21 protein-coding genes and 1 pseudogene are annotated in these 20,531 nt (G+C 32.9%); 12 read left to right on the top strand and 10 right to left on the bottom strand.

Going from position 1 to position 20,531, the window contains the following annotated elements:
• The first annotated feature begins 134 nt into the window (after positions 1 to 134).
• From EV214_RS14455 to EV214_RS14430, 6 genes are read left to right on the top strand one after another with little or no spacing between them, the layout of a single operon-like run.
• Entirely contained in the window at positions 135 to 1,646 is a 1,512-nt protein-coding gene (locus EV214_RS14455) for a type I restriction-modification system subunit M (protein WP_132247005.1), read from the top strand.
• Between the two features lie 3 nt (positions 1,647 to 1,649).
• A complete protein-coding gene (locus tag EV214_RS14450) occupies positions 1,650 to 2,855 on the top strand; it encodes a restriction endonuclease subunit S (protein ID WP_132247003.1) in 1,206 nt (401 codons plus the stop codon).
• A gap of 19 nt (positions 2,856 to 2,874) precedes the next feature.
• Positions 2,875 to 3,366, top strand: a complete 492-nt coding sequence (locus EV214_RS14445) for a DUF3990 domain-containing protein (protein WP_132247001.1) — start codon at positions 2,875 to 2,877, stop codon at positions 3,364 to 3,366.
• Positions 3,353 to 3,808 (top strand): hypothetical protein, encoded by a 456-nt coding sequence (locus EV214_RS14440; RefSeq protein ID WP_132246999.1) that lies wholly within the window; start codon positions 3,353 to 3,355, stop codon positions 3,806 to 3,808. Before EV214_RS14445 ends, EV214_RS14440 begins: the two co-directional genes overlap by 14 nt.
• Positions 3,809 to 3,847: 39 nt before the next feature.
• Positions 3,848 to 7,030 carry a type I restriction endonuclease subunit R gene (locus EV214_RS14435; RefSeq protein ID WP_132246992.1) on the top strand — a complete coding sequence of 1,061 codons (3,183 nt, stop codon included), beginning with the start codon at positions 3,848 to 3,850 and terminating at the stop codon, positions 7,028 to 7,030.
• Between the two features lie 55 nt (positions 7,031 to 7,085).
• A complete protein-coding gene (locus tag EV214_RS14430) occupies positions 7,086 to 7,793 on the top strand; it encodes a M48 family metallopeptidase (RefSeq protein WP_243116680.1) in 708 nt (235 codons plus the stop codon).
• Between the two features lie 31 nt (positions 7,794 to 7,824).
• Here EV214_RS14430 and EV214_RS14425 read toward each other — a convergent pair whose 3' ends face one another.
• Both EV214_RS14425 and EV214_RS18805 read right to left on the bottom strand, forming a co-directional pair.
• On the bottom strand, positions 7,825 to 8,049 hold the full coding sequence (locus EV214_RS14425; RefSeq protein ID WP_132246990.1) for a Mor transcription activator family protein: 225 nt from the start codon (positions 8,047 to 8,049) through the stop codon (positions 7,825 to 7,827).
• Between the two features lie 174 nt (positions 8,050 to 8,223).
• A complete protein-coding gene (locus EV214_RS18805) occupies positions 8,224 to 8,367 on the bottom strand; it encodes a hypothetical protein (protein WP_165916388.1) in 144 nt (47 codons plus the stop codon).
• A gap of 288 nt (positions 8,368 to 8,655) precedes the next feature.
• Between EV214_RS18805 and EV214_RS14420 the strand changes: the two genes are divergently transcribed.
• Positions 8,656 to 9,354 (top strand): FlxA-like family protein, encoded by a 699-nt coding sequence (locus EV214_RS14420; RefSeq protein WP_132246988.1) that lies wholly within the window; start codon positions 8,656 to 8,658, stop codon positions 9,352 to 9,354.
• 416 nt (positions 9,355 to 9,770) lie between these two features.
• Here the strand turns inward: EV214_RS14420 and EV214_RS14415 are convergent, their stop codons facing one another.
• Complete coding sequence (locus tag EV214_RS14415; protein ID WP_132246986.1) at positions 9,771 to 10,301, bottom strand: CDP-alcohol phosphatidyltransferase family protein; 531 nt, start codon at positions 10,299 to 10,301, stop codon at positions 9,771 to 9,773.
• Between the two features lie 955 nt (positions 10,302 to 11,256).
• Here EV214_RS14415 and EV214_RS14410 point away from each other — a divergent pair.
• The gene (locus EV214_RS14410; RefSeq protein WP_132246984.1) at positions 11,257 to 12,279 is read left to right on the top strand and encodes a 6-bladed beta-propeller; all 1,023 of its coding nucleotides are present in this window, start codon (positions 11,257 to 11,259) and stop codon (positions 12,277 to 12,279) included.
• Between the two features lie 127 nt (positions 12,280 to 12,406).
• Here EV214_RS14410 and EV214_RS14405 read toward each other — a convergent pair whose 3' ends face one another.
• The 6 genes and pseudogenes from EV214_RS14405 to EV214_RS19410 all read right to left on the bottom strand — a co-directional run bounded on the left by EV214_RS14405 (position 12,407) and on the right by EV214_RS19410 (position 15,841).
• On the bottom strand, positions 12,407 to 12,796 hold the full coding sequence (locus tag EV214_RS14405) for a transposase domain-containing protein (protein WP_165916387.1): 390 nt from the start codon (positions 12,794 to 12,796) through the stop codon (positions 12,407 to 12,409).
• Entirely contained in the window at positions 12,738 to 13,316 is a 579-nt protein-coding gene (gene tnpC / locus EV214_RS14400) for an IS66 family transposase (protein ID WP_165916386.1), read from the bottom strand. Before tnpC ends, EV214_RS14405 begins: the two co-directional genes overlap by 59 nt.
• A gap of 6 nt (positions 13,317 to 13,322) precedes the next feature.
• Positions 13,323 to 13,475: pseudogene (tnpB, locus tag EV214_RS19735) on the bottom strand (IS66 family insertion sequence element accessory protein TnpB); the annotation flags it as partial.
• 389 nt (positions 13,476 to 13,864) lie between these two features.
• Entirely contained in the window at positions 13,865 to 14,821 is a 957-nt protein-coding gene (gene dcm, locus EV214_RS14395; protein ID WP_132246980.1) for a DNA cytosine methyltransferase, read from the bottom strand.
• A gap of 74 nt (positions 14,822 to 14,895) precedes the next feature.
• Positions 14,896 to 15,429, bottom strand: coding sequence for a Bsp6I family type II restriction endonuclease (locus EV214_RS14390; RefSeq protein ID WP_132246978.1), 534 nt, complete (start codon positions 15,427 to 15,429; stop codon positions 14,896 to 14,898).
• A gap of 85 nt (positions 15,430 to 15,514) precedes the next feature.
• Positions 15,515 to 15,841, bottom strand: coding sequence for a recombinase family protein (locus tag EV214_RS19410; RefSeq protein ID WP_132246976.1), 327 nt, complete (start codon positions 15,839 to 15,841; stop codon positions 15,515 to 15,517).
• A gap of 729 nt (positions 15,842 to 16,570) precedes the next feature.
• Between EV214_RS19410 and EV214_RS14380 the strand changes: the two genes are divergently transcribed.
• From EV214_RS14380 to EV214_RS14365, 4 genes are read left to right on the top strand one after another with little or no spacing between them, the layout of a single operon-like run.
• Positions 16,571 to 17,359, top strand: coding sequence for a methionine ABC transporter ATP-binding protein (locus EV214_RS14380; protein WP_132246974.1), 789 nt, complete (start codon positions 16,571 to 16,573; stop codon positions 17,357 to 17,359).
• Entirely contained in the window at positions 17,359 to 18,069 is a 711-nt protein-coding gene (locus EV214_RS14375) for a methionine ABC transporter permease (RefSeq protein WP_132246972.1), read from the top strand. The genes EV214_RS14380 and EV214_RS14375 overlap by 1 nt, the downstream gene beginning before the upstream one ends.
• A gap of 45 nt (positions 18,070 to 18,114) precedes the next feature.
• On the top strand, positions 18,115 to 18,945 hold the full coding sequence (locus EV214_RS14370) for a MetQ/NlpA family ABC transporter substrate-binding protein (protein ID WP_165916385.1): 831 nt from the start codon (positions 18,115 to 18,117) through the stop codon (positions 18,943 to 18,945).
• A gap of 22 nt (positions 18,946 to 18,967) precedes the next feature.
• Entirely contained in the window at positions 18,968 to 20,110 is a 1,143-nt protein-coding gene (locus EV214_RS14365; RefSeq protein ID WP_132246968.1) for a trans-sulfuration enzyme family protein, read from the top strand.
• Between the two features lie 195 nt (positions 20,111 to 20,305).
• On the opposite strand, the gene EV214_RS19405 is transcribed toward EV214_RS14365, so the two are convergent.
• The gene (locus EV214_RS19405) at positions 20,306 to 20,437 is read right to left on the bottom strand and encodes a hypothetical protein (RefSeq protein ID WP_279233137.1); all 132 of its coding nucleotides are present in this window, start codon (positions 20,435 to 20,437) and stop codon (positions 20,306 to 20,308) included.
• Positions 20,438 to 20,531: the final 94 nt, after the last annotated feature.

The following is a 20,531-nucleotide window of genomic DNA, read 5'->3' as shown; positions in this document are numbered from 1 at the left end:
GGATTTGTTTACTTTATGTAGTCCTTTAGATGGCAAGGGCTATGCATAAAGTGTATAATGATACTATCTCTTAAAGGCGTGTAACTATAAGAAGAAAAAAGTCAGATAAAAATACAAATATAGGAGAATAAAAAATGAATAAATTAAATCTACAAACACTGGAAACAAAACTCTGGGACTGTGCAAATGTACTGCGTGGTACCCTTAGCTCTTCACAATATATGGATTATATCTTTGGGATGATGTTTCTAAAGCGTATGAATGATCAATTTGATCTTGAATCAAGAAAAATAAAAGAAGACAATGATCAGATTCCTAAAGAATTTATTGAACAAATGATAGAAGACGCAACCTCTTATGAAACCTTCTTCGTACCCGAGTCAGCAAGATGGGAAAAACTAAAGGACCTTAACTTAAACATTGGGCCAGAACTAGACAAAGCATTTAAAGCCATTGAAGATGAACCCAAAAACACTGAGTTAATAGGCGTTCTTACAACGGCGAACTATAACGATAAAGAAAGAGTACCCGATGCAAAACTCAATCAGCTCCTACAAATATTTGATAGCATCAATCTATCGAATGAAGGTTTAGAAAAACCTGATATTCTTGGGGATGCATACATGTATCTTTTGAAGCAATTTGCGGATGATGGGGGTAAGAAAGGTGGAGAATTCTACACCCCTGAAGGCATCAAAGAAGTCATGGTACAAGTCCTTCAACCGAAAGAAACAGACAGTATCTACGACCCTACAACAGGAAGTGCAGGATTTTTAATCAATGCGATTGAATATGTAAAAAAACAAGGTAAAAACCATAGAAACGTACAAGCATACGGTCAAGAAATAAACCTTTCAACATGGGCGATTGCAAAATTAAATATGCTACTACATGATGCAAAAGGTTCGATCATCTGGAAAGGGGATACCATTAGAGATCCACAAAACAAAGAAGGCGCAACGCTTAAAACATTTGATAAAGTCATTGCAAATCCACCCTTTTCACTTAAAAATTGGGGAATAGAAACCGCTGAGAATAATTCATACCATAGATTTAGTTATGGTGTCCCCCCAAAATCTTATGGGGATTTTGCATTTGTTGAGCATATGATCGCATCCCTTAACAGCAAAGGGAAAATGGCAACAGTAGTCCCGCATGGTATTTTGTTTCGAGGTGGCGCTGAAGGAAAGATTCGTCAAGGGATACTCGAAGACGATTTATTTGAAGCAATCATAGGTCTCCCATCAAACCTATTCTACGGAACAGGCATCCCAGCAGCCATTTTGGTTCTGAACAAAAACAAACCAGTAGATCGAAAAGGAAATGTTTTATTTATAGATGCCAGTGATCACTTTGTAAAGAATGGAAATATGAACGAACTTCGTGAAGAAGATATTCAAGGGATTGTAGATGCTTACAATCAATTTGAAACCATTGAAAAATTCGCCCAAGTTGTTTCACTTGAAGATATTCGAGAGAATGATTATAACTTGAATATCAGCCGTTATGTAGATACTACAGAAGCAGAACCAGAGATAGATATCAATGCAGTTACTAAAAGAATTAAAGAGCGTGAAGGTAGATTGGTAGCGTCGAGGACTCAGATTAATGGGTTTTTGAGAGAACTTGGATTTGGGGAGATATAGGTGATGGGGATGAGAGAGAGAATAGAAGATTGGCATTACGAAAAACTAGCGAATGTAATCGAAATTAATCCAAGGTCGGAAAAATTAGATAAAGATACTGAAATCACTTTTTTAGCAATGGCGGATGTTTCTAACGATGGCAGAATACTTAATCGAAATGTTAAATCATATTATGAAGTTTCAAAAGGGTTTACTTCTTTTAAAGAAAATGATGTTTTATTAGCGAAGATTACACCGTGTTTTGAAAATGGTAAAAGAGCTTTAGCTACAAAGTTGAAAAATGGCTATGGATTTGGTAGTACAGAATTTCATGTGTTACGAGGAAATAATAACCTTATATCAGAATATTTATATCAATTTATTTCTTTAAATACATTTAAAATTCGTGGAGAAGCAAATATGACAGGATCAGCTGGACAAAAACGTGTATCCACAGAATTTTTAAAGTCATATCAATTGCAATTCCCCCCCCTCCCAGAACAAAAGAAAATCGCAACCATCCTATCATCCGTTGATAAGCATATAGATGAAGTGGATGGCATGATTGAAGACCTTAAAGAACTAAAAAAAGGGTTGATGCAAAAGCTTTTGACTGAGGGAATTGGACATACAGAATTTAAGGATAGTGAGGTTGGTCGGATTCCTGTGGCGTGGGAAGTGAAGCAGTTGGATAATGCTTCAAAAATTATTATGGGACAATCACCAAAATCTGAAAGCTATAATGAAGAAGGTATTGGATTACCATTAATTCAAGGAAATGCTGATTGTAAACACAGAAAAACTGTTCCAAGAGTATTTACATCTCAAATTACTAAACTTTGTGATGTTGGCGATATTATTATGACTGTAAGAGCTCCAGTTGGTGCAATAAGTAAATGTAATCATAATGCATGTATAGGTCGTGGTGTTTGTGCAATCAGAGTTAATGCTAGTAATAGTGGTGAATTTATATACCAATATTTAATTAATTTTGAAGATAATTGGAGTAAATTAGCACAAGGGAGTACCTTTACTGCGATTAATAGTAATGATGTTAAGACACTTATGATACCAGTTCCGCAAATTAATGAACAATCTAAAATTGCATCCATCTTATCATCTGTAGATAATAGAATTGAAATATACGAAAAAGAAAAAGAAGACCTTACACAACTCAAAAAAGCCCTAATGCAACAACTCCTAACAGGAAAAACAAGAGTGAAAATCTAATGAATAAGGAGGGAAACATGTGCCTAGTAAAATTTTATATCACGGAAGTTCAGATATAGTAACAGAGCCTATTGTGAGGGCTACGAAATTTCATAAAGATTTTGGTTGGGGTTTTTATTGCACAGACATTAGAAAACAGGCAGTTAAATGGGCAATAAGAAGAAGTAATCAAAGAGGTGTAATAAATAAGTATAACTATGTTGAAAATACTGATTTGAAGATATTAAAATTTGAAGAGATGACGGATGCATGGTTAGATTTTATAGCGCGTTGTCGAAGTGGCAATCAACATGGTTACGATATCGTTGAAGGTGCTATGGCAGATGACGTCGTTTGGGATTGGGTATCGGATTTTTTAGAGGGGACAATCAGTAGAGCGGCTTTTTGGGAATTAGTAAAATTTAGACACCCAACACACCAAATAAGTTTCCATACACCAAGAGCGTTGCAATGCTTAACATATGTAGATTCTGAATTTATTACAGGAGTTGATAATAATGCAACTAAATAATACCCAGAAAGATAATCTATATTATCTGTGCTATGTAGTTGAAATGTTAGGTAGACAGACTAAAAATAGAAGAAAGACAATTGTTGATTTTTTAGGAAGAGAAAATATTGAATTTATATATAAAAATGCAGAGGTTATGCATTGTGAAGCAATCGATGCCGTTTGCGATGAATTTATTGAAAAATGTAAGATTACAGACGGTGATTATGATCTTTCTGTATATTGCAAAGAAAAACCACCAAGAGCATTATCCATAGGGAAATTATATAGTAGATTAATATTATCTTTACTAAAAGATGAAGAAGATTTAATCAGTAAAACCATAGAAGTATTAAGTTCATGGTTAGTATACGAGATTACAAACTTTAATTCATCATTATATTATAGTGTTTTGGGATATTTAACGGAATGTTATTTAAAAGGGGAAATTTTAGATTATTAATATTAATCACATTCAAATGATAATTAGGGGGATAACACCATGTCTTATCTAGGAAATGAGTATACTTTAGCCGAAAGACCAGCCATTGATTACTTAGTAAATAAGCTTGGATACACTTATTTGGATGGCACAAAACTTACTGCTGAAACTGGAGAACGTGAAAGTAGTCGTGGGGTTATATTGGTAAAGCACCTTGAATCAGGGTTAAAAAAACTAAATCCATGGATGAATCATTCTAATTTAACTAAAGCCATCTATACCGTATCACACGGTGAACAGCTCGGCACATCACTACACGTAATCAATGAAAAACTATATCACTTGATCGTGAACTTAGGATTATCATTAGAACAAGACATCGATGGTTCTGGAAAGAAACAATACAACACCGTAAAATTCATAGATTTTGAAAATGTTTCAAACAATACATTTCATGTTGTATCTCAGCTAAAGATCAAAGGGGTGAATGAGAACTGTATCCCAGATCTAATCATCTACATCAACGGGATTCCTGTTGTGGTGATCGAGTGCAAGTCACCCTTTAAAGAAAAAGAATCGAAGGTAAGACTAGGTAAAAAAGATGGATATGAACAACTACGAAGGTATATGAACTTGCGTGGCGCGCAGATGGATGAAGGGATTGATCAACTATTTCATACCAACTTCATTACAGGAATCTTTAATAAATACCATGGGTATGTAGGCACCATCAGTTCTAAATATAATCACTACTTAGAATGGAAAGACCCTTACCCCTATAAGAAAAAGGATATAGAAGACGTTGCAAACAATGGTCAAAATATATTCATACAAGGCATCCTTGAAAAAGAAAATCTCCTAAAGATCATGCAGCACTTTATCTTGTTTGAAGAAGAAAGTGGCAATAAAATCAAGAAGGTTGCTAGGTATCAGCAGTTTAGAGCTGTAAATAAGGCATTAGATCGAATTGATTCAGGAAAGACCCCATTAGATCGTGGCGGGGTTATTTGGGCGACGCAAGGAAGTGGTAAATCACTCTCTATGGTCATGCTTGCAAGACTGATTCGAAGAACACCATCCCTTAAAGATTCAACCATTGTGGTGATCACCGATCGGGTTGACCTTGATAAACAGATCTATGATACATTTTGCAGGGTATTTCCAGAACTGACATTAGGACAAAAAGATGAAGACAAGCTTTTGGTACGGGTAAAGAGTGTGAAAGCTATGAAAGATCTTTTATCAAAAGCACAACCAAAGATTATCATGACCACGATTCATAAATTCCAAAGCAAAAACGCTGACCAAGTCATCTTTGAAGATGATGTGATCAACCAAAGTCTATTTTTTGAAGAAGAAGTTGAAGTACTGTCTAATAAATCCAATATCATCGTCATGACGGATGAAGCGCATCGTTCCCAATATTCATCCCTTGCAATGAATATGCGTATGTCCCTTCCAAGTGCTGCATTCATTGGATTTACGGGTACACCGATTGAAAAAGATGATAAAGATACGTATAGAACCTTTGGCAAAAAGATTGATCAATATACATTATCTGAAGCCGTTGAAGATGGTGCTACGGTTGGCATCGTCTATGAAGGACGAAAACCAGAACTTCAAGTTAAGGTAGATACTTTAGAAGAGATATTTAAAGAAGGGTTCTCAACATATACAGAAGAAGAACGTGAAGCCATTAAAGCGAAGTATGCAAACAAACAAGCCATTGCTGAAGCAGATGAACGCATTGATGAGATCGCGCGTGATCTATTGATGCATTATAAGGAAAATATTTATCCCAATGGTTTTAAAGCACAGATTGTTTGTGTGAGCAGGCGTGCCTGTGCGAAATACTATAAAGCGCTGAATAAACATATGACAGAATTCTTCGAAGAACCCCTAGAAGCCAAAGTCATCTATAGTTGTGACAATAATGAAGTGCCAGAGCTTAAAATTCACAAAACAACTAAGCCCGAACAAGATGCAATGATCGATCGATTCAAAAAACCGATTGAAAAAGATAGACTTTGCTTTTTAATCGTAAAAGATATGTTGCTTACAGGGTTTGATGCACCGATTGAACAGGTGATGTATTTAGATCGCCCGCTTAAAGAACATACACTCTTACAAGCGATCGCCCGAACCAATAGAACGTATATCCAAGAAAAAAATTCAGCCCCTAAAAAATATGGATTTATAGTAGATTACTATGGCATTATGCATCACTTAGAAGAAGCCCTCAAGGTTTTTGACAAGTCGGATATTGATGGGCAAATGGAAAGCCTTGATGCACTATATAAAAAGATGCAGGATTATAAAGAAGCAGTTCTTAGAATGTTTATGGGGGTTGACCGTAGAGATCTTGATGCAGTTATGCGCGTCATTGAACCTGAAAATAAAAGAGCAGAATTTGAAATGGCCTATAAGCGTTATGCTACAAGTTTAGAAGCATTGATGCCGAATCATGTTAGCAAGGATGATTTGAATGATCTAAAGTGGATGGCTTATGTACGGGCTGGGGCTAAGGCTAGATTTGAACCTGAAAAGGCACTAGATATTGCTGATTGTGGACAAAAGGCGAGAGAAATCATATCGGAACATTTACAAGCTAAAGGGGTAGTGCAGTGGATTAGACCTATTTCTTTGCTTAGTGATGATTTTCAAGAAACCATGGATACATTAAAATCTGATGAGGCAATCGCTTCTAGTATGGAACATGCCATTAAACATATTATTAGTGTGAAGATGGAGGATAACCCGGTTCATTTTACATCACTCCTTGAAAAATTGCAGAAATTACTTGATGAGACCCAATTAAGTTGGGAAGAACGCCGTGCACGGTTAAAAGAATTTATTGACAATGAAATAGAACTTAGTGAGGAGGATGAAGCCGGGAAGCTTGGATTTACGTCAAACAAAGAGTATGCTTTCTATCTCAAGATCAAAGAAGTTTTAAACGAAGAAGAACCAGCAGAAAACCAAGTTGCAGAAAATACTGTATCTTATACAACCGATGCAGATATAGCACTTTACAAAGAAATGACAAATGATATTGTGCACACGATTAAAGCGAATCGATTAGATGGATTTGCAACAAATAAAGCAAAAGCTGATGAAGTTGAACGCGCTATTTTTAAAATCTTAAGCAAGAAATATTTTCACGTGGGGTATAATAAGTTAAAGCAATTAATAAATCCACTACTTGAACTGGCAAAACGTCATTATGCAACAGATCATGACTAAGAAATTTTTTAAAAAAATGCATAAACTTCTACTTGATGCGGTTGGGGGGATCAGGATGAAATTTGAATTTGGTACACAAACGATTGCATTTGATGTGCAATATCGTAGGAGAAAAACAGTTGAAATCGGTGTTGAACCCCCTGATAGGATAACTGTTGTTGCACCTTATGGTACAGCGGATGCAGTTGTTTTAGAACTTGTAGGGGGTAAGGCAAAATGGATTGTTCAGAAGTTATTTGAGATGCATGAAATTGAATATAGACGATTGGAAAAGGAATATATAAATGGTGAATCCTTTATGTACCTGGGGCGGAATTATTCGTTACAGATTGTGGATGATCCATGGGTTAAGCAACCTGTAACCAAACTATATCAGGGTAAATTCTATATCCATACACCCACAAGAGATCGAGACAAGTTAAAGAAATCTATGGAACAGTGGTATAGACAAAAAACGCTTGAGAAGGTAATGGATCGAATGGATTATTATCTCAAGTTCTTTGATCAAACCCCAACAGCAGTAAATGTGAAGGAACAAAAGAAACGCTGGGCGAGTTGTACTGCGAAACGTGAATTGTACTTCAATTGGCGGTGTACGATGGCGCCTACTTGGGTATTTGATTACATTGTCGTGCACGAGCTTTGTCATATGGTTTATATGGACCATTCTAAAGCGTTTTGGAGCTTAGTAGAACGTATTATGCCAGATTATGAAAAACGCCGTGAATGGCTTAAAAACTACGGGATTAAGATGGATCTGTGAAGGATAGCTTCGTCCCGCTTTCTTGTTTTCTTCACTTCTTACTCCTTTCTACAATGTTTTTTATTTGTTTTTCACACAGTGCATACTTTTTAGCCAATTTTTTGGCATTGTATCCATCATATTCAGCAATGATTTTTTGATCTCTTTCAGATTTAAACCCTTCTTTTGGAATGTACAGAATCGTTCCTCCAAATTCAAGAATCAACTTTTGGGTATTTTCCTTGCCTATGATCTCGGCGACACGACACATCTGCATATTAACGCCTCCACCCTTTATTTGATCGTATAACGTATCGTAGAAAATTTAAAAAGAAAATCTATTTTTTAAAAAATAAACATCTTTAGAATCGTGCTTACTTTTTAATTCTCTTTTTTTAACAATTTTCCCTTTATTTTTTATATGACAAAAGTAACTATGATTCTTCATATTTCAAGTTAATTTTTTTAATTCTCTATATGCATCTTTAGGATACATATCTAATTTTTCTATGAGATCCTTTACTGCTAATCGATATCTTTTAAAATCTTCATCTTCCTGCGCTACTAACGATGCAAAAACTAAAATTATGACCATATTTAAGTTACCTTTGGTATGAAGGGGTTGCTTTTAAAAAGCGTAAGAAGCTTCTAAATCATTACACACTAGGAGCTTGACTATGGCTGAACATATATTTGAGGAGTCATTAGAATTCAAATAAAAATATACAATATAGTAATATTTAACCAATAATGTTAAAATAGAGTTGGATATTTCATATATTAAAGAGTGAATCATTTAAAGTTCCTGTAGGTGCTTTAACTTACACTGCGGAGGTTATTTTTACGCGAATCATTTCCGTACCCATAGAAAGGAGAATAAAATATGAATATTTCATCTGCTACTTCTACACAAACGTATCAGCCCCCTGCTAATAATAGTACAGATAAACAGATACAGGGGTTAGAAAAGCAAAAGCAACAAATTCAGCAAAGAATGGAAACCATCAAGAATAGTGATAAAGATATAGAAACAAAAAATGCTCAAATAAAGGAGCTGCAAAATCAAATAAAACAAATTGATACACAGATAAAACAGGTCCAACTTGAAAAAATGGAAAATAAAGTTGAACCCAAAGAAAATGAAGCAAATCAAAAAAAGGAAAGTGAACAAGAAAAGCTCGAAAGGGAAAGAATGGAAGAAAAAGGTGTGATCTATACACCAAGCATGGATGGATTACTAAAGGTAAGCAATGATTATTCACAGTATCAAAACTTAAGTAAACTAAGAACACATCTCAAGGGAGAAATTAATGTAGCACAAAGAGAAGCAAACAGTAGCAAAAGTCCCTCCAAATATCAAGCAGATAGATTACCCAAACTTAATGATAAACTTGTGAATATTGAAAAAAGAATGTCAGGACAATTAGAAGATATAAATAAAGAAATAAAAAAAGAACAAAAACAAAATATCAAAACAGTAGAAGAGAAAGAAAATACAAAAACAGTAGAAGAGAAAGAAAAAAATAGCGATAAAGAACAAAAGGAAAAGAAGAAGTTGCAAATGATGGGAGACGTGAAATAAAGGAATTTGCACTTGCAGATGTTATAAATTTTCTTGCCTGAATTGGTTAATTGCGGGTAAAAAAATACCACCAAAACATGGTGGTATTTTTATACATATAGTGAGAACGTTTTAGGTGCCAATTCTTTTACTTCACGTCGATCGTCATTTGTAACCCAAAAGCGTAAATTTACCACGTTAAGACAGATATTTCAAAACGAACATAGATATATTCGGAAAGAATTTTGAATATATCGGTGTTCGTTTTAAATACTTTTTAAAGACGTTTCTGAAATTCTTTGTGACAATTAGAATGTAATCAAATAATACAAATATTACGCTAGCATATATTTTAAGCCGATCCTTTAAAAATGAGAAAGATAGATTTTGATTCATAATATAAGAATAATGTGAATGACTTAAATTGTAAATTATACTCATTTTACCAATATACTTTGTTTATTTAATTCAAGTTGACTTGATGTGAGCTGAATAATCAATTCTTCGATTGCTGATATACTTGCTACAACACAAATTATATACATTAACATAGTTGTATTAATATATGGAAGCAATATAGGAAAAAGGAACAAAACTATACCAGTAATTTTATTTCCGTAAGTGTGAATACTTGCAAAAGTTTTATATTTTTTCATGGCTATAAACATGGATGTTAATCTAATAATGGCAATTAAAATAATCCAAATGACAATTTTATTTGTAAAATTTGTAATCGGATAAATTAAAAATAATAATATACCTGCCATTATCATGTCAGCTATTGAATCAAGCTTTGCACCAAAACTACTTGTTGTACCTGTCTTTCTGGCGATAAATCCATCTATAATATCACTTAATCCACAAATTATATATATTAAGTAAAAGGCTAAGCTTAATGGCTTGGTATAAATTAAAAGCAGAGAAAAAATTATTCTACTAAACGATATACAATTTGGTAGTAATTTCATCTAATCACTTCTCCTAAAATAAATCTTTATTACACATAATTCTACCAATACGAATTATTTCCTATCAATATTATACCATTTTTATAAACTTATAGAATCTACGAACATGGAAGGTATATGAAAATGGTTGCAATGAGGTATACCCTAATGGTAAACCAACTGTTAAATAAAACATACTTAGCTGGAATTTCAAAGGATTTTGCTTGACGGATGCATTCCATCATAGCTGCTGGATTTTTTAATCTTTTTGTAAGATGCCCACGTCTATAAGTGGGCGTTCAAGTTGATAAATCTCTAATACTTCCAAGGTTCTTATATTGTGTTGCTTGCATCTTTTCTTTATGGTGAAGATGTAGCTTAATTTACTTGTAAATTAGTGAAGTATTTTAGAGGGATATTGTAAACTAATAGCGAATAAAAGTTATTATACTATATGTTATAGGAACTTTTTCGAGGGGATATATGGAATTTAATAATAAAATTGATGAGAACTTCAAATTTAGTGAAGGTAGAAATAGAAATTGTAAATAATAACAAAAAAGCAGAAAACAAAATATGGATGTATTTCATATGAATGATTAATTTTTCTTTTATTAGGTTCAGCACTCCCCAAATATTTTAAATATTTAAAACGTAAGCGTAAATGGAGTTTGTCAAGAAAATTGTGGTTCAGGTTGTGGTCAATGGTACGTAGCTTCTGCTACAACACCTGTATGCCCAAGAGTATATGATTGTGGACCTGGATCAGGACTTAGAACACATTTCCAATATGAATATATGAAAAGAAAATGTGTTTCCTCATCAAATCAGATATATTATGATACAAAAAAGAAAAAGCGTGTACGAGGTTGTTGTTAGTTAGTGAAATTTGAAAATTTACATACTTATTAACTTAACAAGTGATTTAAACAGAAGATTGTAAAAATAAATTTTATTAAAGTGAGAGGGATAAAAAATGAAAAAAATTAGTATAATAGCTACTTTGATTATAATTTTGGGAACTATGCTTTCTATTCAAGGATGTACGAACAAAGAAGTTGATAAAATAGTAGAAAAATCTAAAAATTCAACTTTACCAGTCTTTCATGAAGCAGATTTAGAAAAAAAACTAGAAAATACAGATAGGATAGCTACTAAGCTAAATAATAGCTATAAAAAAAGTACTTGGAAATATGAAGTTAAAGATTTAAATTTAGCAACTGGTATAGTAGCTAGAGATAAAGACGTGATCGTTTTAGATGGAAATGAGGATAGAATTTTAGTATTAGATTACAATGGGCAAATTATAAAAACAGTTGGAAATACAGGAAGTGGACCATTAGAATTTTCTAATCCAACAGGTATAAAGATAAAAGATGAAAAAATTTATATTATAGATGGTAAGAATGATAGGATTCAGATATTAGATGAAAAATTAAGTTATATAAAAGAAATAAAATTAGAAAGAAAAGAAGATAATCCTAATTTTTCTTTTCAAGATATAGAAGTAGATAAAAATGGAACCATATATGTTTCCGGAGGTGTTTTAGACAATCCAGGGATATTATACTATAAAGAAAATGAAACTAAAGGTCATTGGATAAATGAGTATTTTGATGGATATTTAACGGAGTTAGATGGAGAAATTTATGCTATAAATTCTGGGATTTTTTTCGTGTCAGGTAAAAAAGAATGGGGAATGATGACAGGTGAAAGTTATCTAATGCGTGTTACTGAAAAAGGATTAAAGAAGATACATGAACTACCTTTTGGGTTAAATTCTTATGATTTTATATTTGATAATAAAGAAGTTGTAAGTATATCTGGTTGTTTTTATAATTTAATTAGAATGAATTCTAATGGCAAATATATAGATTCAATAGGAGAAATTAATTTAGATAAATCAGTAGCTGCACATATTACAAAAGATAAAACTGGCAATTACTATGTTACAGATGGAAAAAGTAATAATATTTATATATTTAAGAAAGGAAAGTAAAAATGGAGAAGATAGTATATTTAATAGAAACTTCAATAAAACGTAAGCGTAAAATGTAGTACACCTAGTGCTCTACATAAGAAGAACGCCTATAATAAAGAAGATCGTTTCCAGCAGTTGTGAAATATTATTTCTCTTCTTCAGTATCAGTCTTTCTCCTGATTTCATTGGGTAGAGGTTTTGACCATGGTAAACAAGCGTCCAACGCATCATAATCTTCTAGATCGATGTTTGAAAGCTTTTCAAAAATATAATTCAAATAATGAAACGGCTTTAAGTCGTTGGCTTTAGCAGTCTCGATGATACTGAAAGCAATCCCACCGGCAGTAGCACCTTTAGGTGATTTAGCGAACAAGAAATTTTTTCTTGCCAAAACGAACGGTTTGATCCCACGTTCGCCAAGTTTGCTTTTAGGCAAAGTTCTTTTACTTTCAGTTTCTAGCCACTGGTAAAGTTCATCAAGAATGGGCGTTTGTTTTTGTAGAGATTGCATCTTCTGGTAGAGCTTTAAGGGCATCAGTAAAGTACCTTCTTGCATGGGCAAGGCAACCAAGATTTTTAACATTTGGTACACTGTTATAGCTCGCATAACCATCAGTTTGAAGATATCCACTAAATCCATCTAAGAATTCTTTTGGATGCTTTTGAGAACGTGATTTCTGATAATCATAAAGATAAATTCTATGAGTCGAACGTTCTCCAGTTGCGTAAAGCCACATGTAGTTGTTTTTATTATCTTTTTCATCTAGACAATTTAAAACCGTTTCGTCGGCATGAATGATATCTTCTTTTATAAGGTAATCGCGCATGCGAAGAAACAATGGTTTTAGCCACTTCTCTGAGCCTTTAACAACCCAAGATGCCATGTTTTGTCTTGAGATATCAATCCCAAAGTCTACAAACGACTGCTCTTGCCTATACAGCGGCATCATCTTGTTGTATTTCATGTCAATGATTGTTGCAAGAAGTGAAGGACTTACCATAGAACCTGGCAGTACAGGCTTTGGCATAGGTGCAGTGATAATCGTGCCTCTCATTTCATCAGGCCATCTAAATTTATCTTTTTCAAGACGTTCATAGTGAAGCCAAAATCCACTGGTATCCCACTCGAGAATTTTAATCTTATCTCGTTTGCGATTACAAAAGACATACAAATTTCTAGAAAAGGGATCAAGGTTAAATTGTTCTTGAACAATGATTTCTCCTTTTTTATTCTCAATATCAGTAAATGCTGTGTTTGGTGTCTTAGCAGTGAGTAGTGTCTATGTGGGAGATAACGATTTTTCACCTAGATTATCCTTCTGTTTAAGTCTATTTTTCCAGTAGCGAAAGTTATGAATGCCTTACATCATTTTCTTCACACCACTTGGTTTGTGTTAATCCACTATTCATTTGCGCTGCTAGGATTTGTTTCTAGTATTCTGGATTAGAATTTCGTGCCATAAAAAAATCACCTCGTTTATTAGTTTGAGATGATTTTATCATGGTTACTATTAAGTTTAAATGTGCACTGGAATTGACTCTTACAATGATTTAAATAAGTACCTAGGTTCTTAAAACCTAGGTACGGTAAGACTTTAACAGATTATAATACTTTTTTAATTTCTTCTGCAATTCTTGTAATCACTGGTACAACAACAGAATTACCCGCTTGTTTGTAGGCACGAGTGTTTGACATACCTTCAGGTATAATGAAGTTGTTGGGGTAACCTTGAGCTCTAAAACATTCTAAAGGGGTTAATTTTCTAATACCATGTTTTGTTAAAATTAAAGGTACATTATGACCACCGGTACCCATGTTAGCAGTAAGTGTAGGAATAACACCACTTTTGTTCTCTCTAACGTAAACCCTACGCCATTGATATATAGCATTAGGATTAGTCATTTGTTCTTTAAGGGTATCATAGAAACTACATTTATCAGCAGTATAGTAGTATTTATCCTCTACCTTATTTTCAAAATCTATAACATCACTTAACTTAGTAGTAAGTGGTATAGGTTTAGGAAAATCAAATTTTTGATATACCTTTTTATTTCTAAAAGCTACTATATATATCCTTTCTCTATTTTGAGGGATATTACCATATTCTGTAGCATTTAGTACTCTGTGTTTCACATGATAACCTGCATGCTCCAATTTTTCTAAAATAACTTGAAAAGTATTACCATTGTCATGTCCTACAAGGTTTTTAACATTTTCAAGAAAGATAACTTTTGGTTTTTTCTTTTTAAAAATTCTTTCTAGTTCAAAGAATAAAGTACCTCTACCTTTTTCGTCATCAAAACCTTTTCTATAACCAGCAAGGCTAAAAGCCTGACACGGGAAGCCTGCTAACATAATGTCGAATTTAGGTATTTCATTACACTTTACATCTCTTATATCTTTACATGTAGCATTTAGTTCATGATTAGCTGCATATGTAGTAACAGCATAATTATCTATTTCATTAGCATAAATAGTTTTAAATCCTTGATTTTCAAAGGCAGTCTCGATACCACCAGCACCAGTAAAGAAGCCTGCACATGTATAGTTAATAGTCATAAGTAATCCTCCTAGATAGTGCAGCACGCCGCACTTATTATGTCAAAAGGATATAGGGGTAACACCCTACCTCCTTAATATTTTTCAATCTTTAATGTTCTAATGTTAAGTTTTGCTACTGGCTCTAAATCCATAGGATTTAGTATAAAGTTTATTACACTAAATCTAGGTCGCCTACCTGCGTTTTGTTGTTCTTCTAAAGTTTGAGTTTTGTTTACTTTTATCTTTTTTAATGCATCTGAATCTATACCTGTATCATAAATAAACAGTTCATCAGTTCTTTTATTTAATCTAAGAAAGAATAAATCATTGAATTCTTCCGTAGGTGAGAAAGATGTTGTATCAAGGTCCCAGTTTGAAGTAGCTTTCATTTCTATGATTCTTTCATTAGTTTCATCAAAAGCATCTCCACCACTACCTTTATTCCACTTAAACCCCATGACATAACAGCAAAGAGCCTCTGATATAGTCTCAGGGAAATTCACACCTCTTGTAGCTGAACTTCTAATTCTTGCATCTAATTCTTTCCAGAGAAAGTACATTTCTACTGCGTCATTGAACCTTGCATCATCAACAGTAACTAAATTTAATTTTTTCTTTTTAGCCATATATTAAATTAGGGTGTTACTCCCTAATTTAATATGATATCATAATCTAATTAGAATTTGAAGCTTTTTATCACTAGTGGTTTGTTTAATTCTCATATTCACTAATAAGATTATACAGAGTTTGCCTACTAATACCTAGAGTTTTCGCTAATTCTGTTTTTGTCTTAATTTCACGATTTTTGTATCTATCATACTGTTCTTCAAAATCTTTAATTTCTTTTTTCTTTCTACCTTTATAAAGACCTTTCTTTTTAGCCTCAGCTATGCCATTCATGATTTTTTCCCTCTGTAGGTTTATCTGATATTCATTAATAGCCCCGAGAATCTGCACCATGAATAAGCCAGATTTTGTAGTAGTGGCAAGGTTTTCTTTGATAGAGATAAGAGATACATTTTTAGTTTGTAGCTTTATCTATGAAGTATTTATCTATACTATGTTTAGATAACTCAGTTCGTTGTGATTCTAAATTTTGACCTTGTGAGGAAACTCTTAAATATCCTAGATTCATAGTAATCATCTCCACATTTTTGATAAATTCTAATTTGAGATTGTCTAAACGTCAAGTGTTTCTTTACAAGTTGCCTAAGAAATCTAAAAAGTATCCTAAATAGACAAAGAGTAGGTAGTAGTGAAATGTCTTGTAAGGGTATACCCTAATGACACTATCAGAATATATTTTACTGGGGTTATAAAAATAAACCACCACTTTACAAGTAATTGATTGTTTATTTCCAATGCTTTTACGCAAGAATTGATTTTCGAGGGTTTTGCAAATTCACTCAAAAGCACTAAAATTTATGCTGGTGTTGCTAAAGCTAGTGTATCTTTTCTTTATGCCAAAGATGTAGCTTAATTTACTTGGAAACTGGTGATCTGAAATTTTAAATTATGTATTCAAAAAAATTATTCAAGTGGGTTTATATTTTGCCACTAAAAGTTGCATATAAATTTTTATTATACAATTTTCATAACTATAGATAAAAACTATTTTACCTATATTTTGATATGTGGTAGAATCTCTGGGTGTGAATTTAGCATTGTTTTATCAATATTTGTCGTTATATGTTCTTGTCTAAAATTTTAAAGGAGCGTTTCGTGTAAGAAAGTTATTGCATACCCCAGACAAAGGAGGATTTTTTTTTGGATAAAAATTTCATTCATGTAATAAACTTGACAAAATCGTTTTACACCCAAAACAAGAAGATAGAAGTATTAAAAAATATTAACCTTCAAATTGCCAAAGGAGATATTTATGGAATTATTGGGTTTAGTGGCGCAGGAAAGTCAACGTTGGTAAGATGTATTAATAGATTGGAGACGCCTGATAGTGGTCAGATCTTGATAGGTGGCAAAGACATTACTATGCTCTCTAAAAGTGAATTAAATGAGGAAAGAAAGAAAATTGGGATGATTTTTCAAACGTTCAATTTGTTTGATTCAAAAACAGTATTTCAGAATATTGAATATCCACTAAAGTCATCTCATAAAAATAAATCGGAAAGAAAGAAAAGCGTTCTTGAACTGATTGAATTGGTAGGGTTAACTGAAAAAACGTATGACTATCCTTCACAGTTATCGGGTGGTCAAAAACAAAGAGTAGGTATTGCAAGAGCTTTGGCAAATAAACCTGATGTATTGCTATGTGATGAAGCAACATCTGCATTAGATCCTCAGACAACCCTTGCTATTTTGGATCTACTAATAGATATCAAAGAAAAGTTTGGCATCACTATTTTAATGATTTCACACGAAGTAGAAGTTATAAAGTATGCATGTAATCATGTGGCAGTTATTGAACATGGAAGTATAAAGGAAAAAGGAAGTACATTAACAGTTCTTCAAAATCCTCAAAGCGATACAGGGAAAATTTTTACGAAAGTGGAACAACAACTTAAAGAGGAATGGATTTTGAAAGGAGGCGTTGTTTAATGACTTTTTATACGCATTCGTTTACAGAAATCATTAAAAGTGCTTTTAGTGCAGAGACTTGGAGATTATTATTTCCTGCTTTGATTTCAACGCTATATATGGTTGGAATAGCAACAATCCTAACTTTAATTGTGGGACTTATTCTAGGCGCTATTTTGGTAATGACTGATAAGGATGGTTTAACGCCTATCCCCTTTTTAAATAGAATTTTAGGAGCCGTTATTAATGCGCTTCGATCACTTCCATCTATGATTATGATCATTCTTACATTGCCTTTAGCAAGATTGATTACGGGAAAAGGATATGGCGCAAATGCTTGTATTATAGCCCTTGCGATTAGCTGTATTCCCATGTATGCGCGATTAGTAGAAAATAGCCTTTTAGAAGTAGACAAAGGGAAAATTGAAGCAGCAAAATCTATGGGAATTGATAATTTTAAAATACTATTTACATTAATACTCCCGGAATCATTACCATCAATTGTAAGAAGTTTTACGGTTGCTGTTATAGCTATCATTTCTATGACTGCTTTAGCTGGAAGTTTTGGAGCAGGTGGAATTGGTAATATTGCCATTCAATATGGGTTTAATAGATTTCGATATGATATTTTAATTGCAACCGTGTTTGTATTGATTATATTTGCACAAATTGTTCAAATGGCAGGAGATTTTGGTGCAAAATTAATTTTAAAGAAACGTCATTTGCTTTAAATGTATTTACATTTAAATAAATCAAAAAAGAGAGAGGTAAAAGTTATGACAAAAAAAATTTTAAAAGTAATGTTTATGCTAACATTATTGATTGCACTGGTTGCGGGATGTGGTAATCAAGACAGTAAAAAAGCTAGTAGTGATGAAACAAATATGAAAACATTGGTCTGCTTAGCAGACACGACTCCGCATGCAGAGATTTTAGAATATGCAGAGAAGGATTTGGAAAAGTTAGGAATTAAACTGAATATTGTTTCAAAGGTATGGGATTCAACATGGAATGAACAAGTTGAAAACGGAACAGTTGATTTTCATTATGACGCATATGTTCCCTATTTAGATGAATGGAATAAGTCAAATAATGGCCATCTTGTTGGTGCAGGAGGAATTCATTTAGAACCATTGGTTATGTGTTCTGAAAAGTATGATAGTATTGAAGATTTACCCCAAAATGCTGTAATAGCTATCAAAGAAGACGTTACTAACCAGTATAGATGCTTAAAGCTATTAGAACAAGCTGGATTAATAGAATTATCTGATGAAATCACAATGTCTAATGCAGATGTTTCTATGATAGCTAAATATAATAAACCCTTAGAAATTGTAGCAATGAATGCAGATGTTATTTTGAATACACGTGTTGACTTTGATGCATACATAACCAATACAAATAGATTGCTTGAGGCTTCCCTTGACCCAGCAGATTATCTTGCACGAGAAGAAAGTCAAGATTCAATATTTGCAAATGTAATTTGTGTAAAAGAAGGAAATGAAAATAGCGAAGCTATTAAAAAATTAGTATCTGTTCTACAATCAGATGATGTAAGAAATTTTATTCATGATAAATATAATGGTGCAGTTATACCTGCATTTTAATAACTAGAAGGGAGGATTTTTTATGAAATACGAGTCATTAGCAATACACGGAGGTAGAAAAGATAAAGCAGACATTCAAGGTGTAAATTATCCGCTATATTTGTCTTCTACTTTTGTACAAGATAAATTAGATGATTTTAGTGAATTTATGTATAGCCGTTCAAACAATCCAACAAGGAATAATGTTGAAGTTCTCTCTGCACAATTAGAAGGCGCAAAATACGGTTTGGCAATGTCTAGTGGAATGGCGGCTACTGCTTTAGCATTTTCGTTGTTGAAACCAGGAGAAAAGGTTTTAATAAATAGTAATGTTTATGGTGGTACATGGACTTATGTATCAAAAGTTTTTGACGAAAGAAATATTGATTATGAAATAGTAACAAACTTTAATACTTATGATTTTGAACAAGCAGATGAAAAGACAACCACGATTTTTATTGAAACACCTTCAAATCCTTTGCTGGATGTTACCGATATACAAGGCGTATCGAAGAAAGCAAAAGAAAAAGGAATGCGTGTAATTGTGGATAATACTTTTATGACATCCTATTTACAAAAGCCATTAGAATTAGGCGCCGATATTGTTGTATACTCGGCCACAAAATATTATGCAGGACATTCTGATATTATAGCAGGGCTTGTAATGGTTAATGATGATGCGATTTATGATGAGTTGAAATTCCATCAAAAGATACTTGGCGCAATTTTAAGTCCATTTGATTCTTTTTTATTAACACGTGGAATAAAAACTTTACCGGTTCGAATGGACAGACATCTGGAAAACACAATGCAAGTAGCGCATTATTTTCAAGATTCTGGTGCAGTTGAGAAGGTATACTATACAGGACTTAAAATCCATGAAGGATATGAAATTCAAAGGAAACAAGCAAAAGGCGATGGGGCTGTATTATCGGTTGCATTAAAAAAAGAATATGATTATGCGATATTCTGCAATGAACTGAAACTATTTGATTTAGCAGTTAGTCTTGGTGGGGTCGAATCTTTAGTATGTCATCCTGCATCCATGACGCATGAATCCTATGCAAAAGAATTGCAGGAGCAAATTGGTATTACAGAAAATTTATTGAGATTTTCTGTCGGTATTGAAAATATCGATGATTTATTGATGGATATTCAACAGGCATTAAAAAAAGCAAAAAAATAGAATATGAAGCTATTGAAAAAAACTTGATTTCTTCAATACGGTTTTGATAGCTTGAATTAAATAAAATCATTTATATATTATTAGGGTAGAATCTACATGCCTTTTCGGTGTGATTTTCGCCCATTTTTTTTTCAATTCTGCCTATGAATATTTCTTTTAATTCTATCAAAGTGTTTATCCCATATTGAAGAAATCTTAGAATCTGACAAAGCAATACGGTTTAAGAGCCTTTTGAATTTTTTCCTGTCTTTGAATAAAACCAACTTCTCTTGCAAAATTTTGCTCTTTGATAGAATCTCTTAAAATTTCTTTCGCAATGTTTGACATATAAATACTCCTCCTTACAATATTTTTCGAATTAATTTATCTCAATTATTGCTAAGAAGGAGTATTATTTATTCTGTTTACACAAAATTATTTA

It is taken from the genome of Marinisporobacter balticus, from assembly GCF_004345705.1.
Taxonomy (GTDB): Bacteria; Bacillota; Clostridia; order Peptostreptococcales; family Thermotaleaceae; genus Marinisporobacter; species Marinisporobacter balticus.
Note: the sequence above shows the minus strand (reverse complement) of the source record. Positions and strands in the feature narration are given on the sequence as shown.

Coding starts and splice junctions, on each gene's coding strand:
- EV214_RS14455 (WP_132247005.1), top strand. CDS start 135: ATGAATAAATTAAATCTACAAACACTGGAAACAAAACTCTGGGACTGT.
- EV214_RS14450 (WP_132247003.1), top strand. CDS start 1,650: ATGGGGATGAGAGAGAGAATAGAAGATTGGCATTACGAAAAACTAGCG.
- EV214_RS14440 (WP_132246999.1), top strand. CDS start 3,353: ATGCAACTAAATAATACCCAGAAAGATAATCTATATTATCTGTGCTAT.
- EV214_RS14435 (WP_132246992.1), top strand. CDS start 3,848: ATGTCTTATCTAGGAAATGAGTATACTTTAGCCGAAAGACCAGCCATT.
- EV214_RS14430 (WP_243116680.1), top strand. CDS start 7,086: ATGAAATTTGAATTTGGTACACAAACGATTGCATTTGATGTGCAATAT.
- EV214_RS14425 (WP_132246990.1), bottom strand. CDS start 8,049: ATGCAGATGTGTCGTGTCGCCGAGATCATAGGCAAGGAAAATACCCAA.
- EV214_RS18805 (WP_165916388.1), bottom strand. CDS start 8,367: ATGGTCATAATTTTAGTTTTTGCATCGTTAGTAGCGCAGGAAGATGAA.
- EV214_RS14420 (WP_132246988.1), top strand. CDS start 8,656: ATGAATATTTCATCTGCTACTTCTACACAAACGTATCAGCCCCCTGCT.
- EV214_RS14415 (WP_132246986.1), bottom strand. CDS start 10,301: ATGAAATTACTACCAAATTGTATATCGTTTAGTAGAATAATTTTTTCT.
- EV214_RS14410 (WP_132246984.1), top strand. CDS start 11,257: ATGAAAAAAATTAGTATAATAGCTACTTTGATTATAATTTTGGGAACT.
- EV214_RS14405 (WP_165916387.1), bottom strand. CDS start 12,796: ATGCCCTTAAAGCTCTACCAGAAGATGCAATCTCTACAAAAACAAACG.
- tnpC (WP_165916386.1), bottom strand. CDS start 13,316: ATGAGAGGCACGATTATCACTGCACCTATGCCAAAGCCTGTACTGCCA.
- dcm (WP_132246980.1), bottom strand. CDS start 14,821: ATGACTATTAACTATACATGTGCAGGCTTCTTTACTGGTGCTGGTGGT.
- EV214_RS14390 (WP_132246978.1), bottom strand. CDS start 15,429: ATGGCTAAAAAGAAAAAATTAAATTTAGTTACTGTTGATGATGCAAGG.
- EV214_RS14375 (WP_132246972.1), top strand. CDS start 17,359: ATGACTTTTTATACGCATTCGTTTACAGAAATCATTAAAAGTGCTTTT.
- EV214_RS14370 (WP_165916385.1), top strand. CDS start 18,115: ATGACAAAAAAAATTTTAAAAGTAATGTTTATGCTAACATTATTGATT.
- EV214_RS14365 (WP_132246968.1), top strand. CDS start 18,968: ATGAAATACGAGTCATTAGCAATACACGGAGGTAGAAAAGATAAAGCA.
- EV214_RS19405 (WP_279233137.1), bottom strand. CDS start 20,437: ATGTCAAACATTGCGAAAGAAATTTTAAGAGATTCTATCAAAGAGCAA.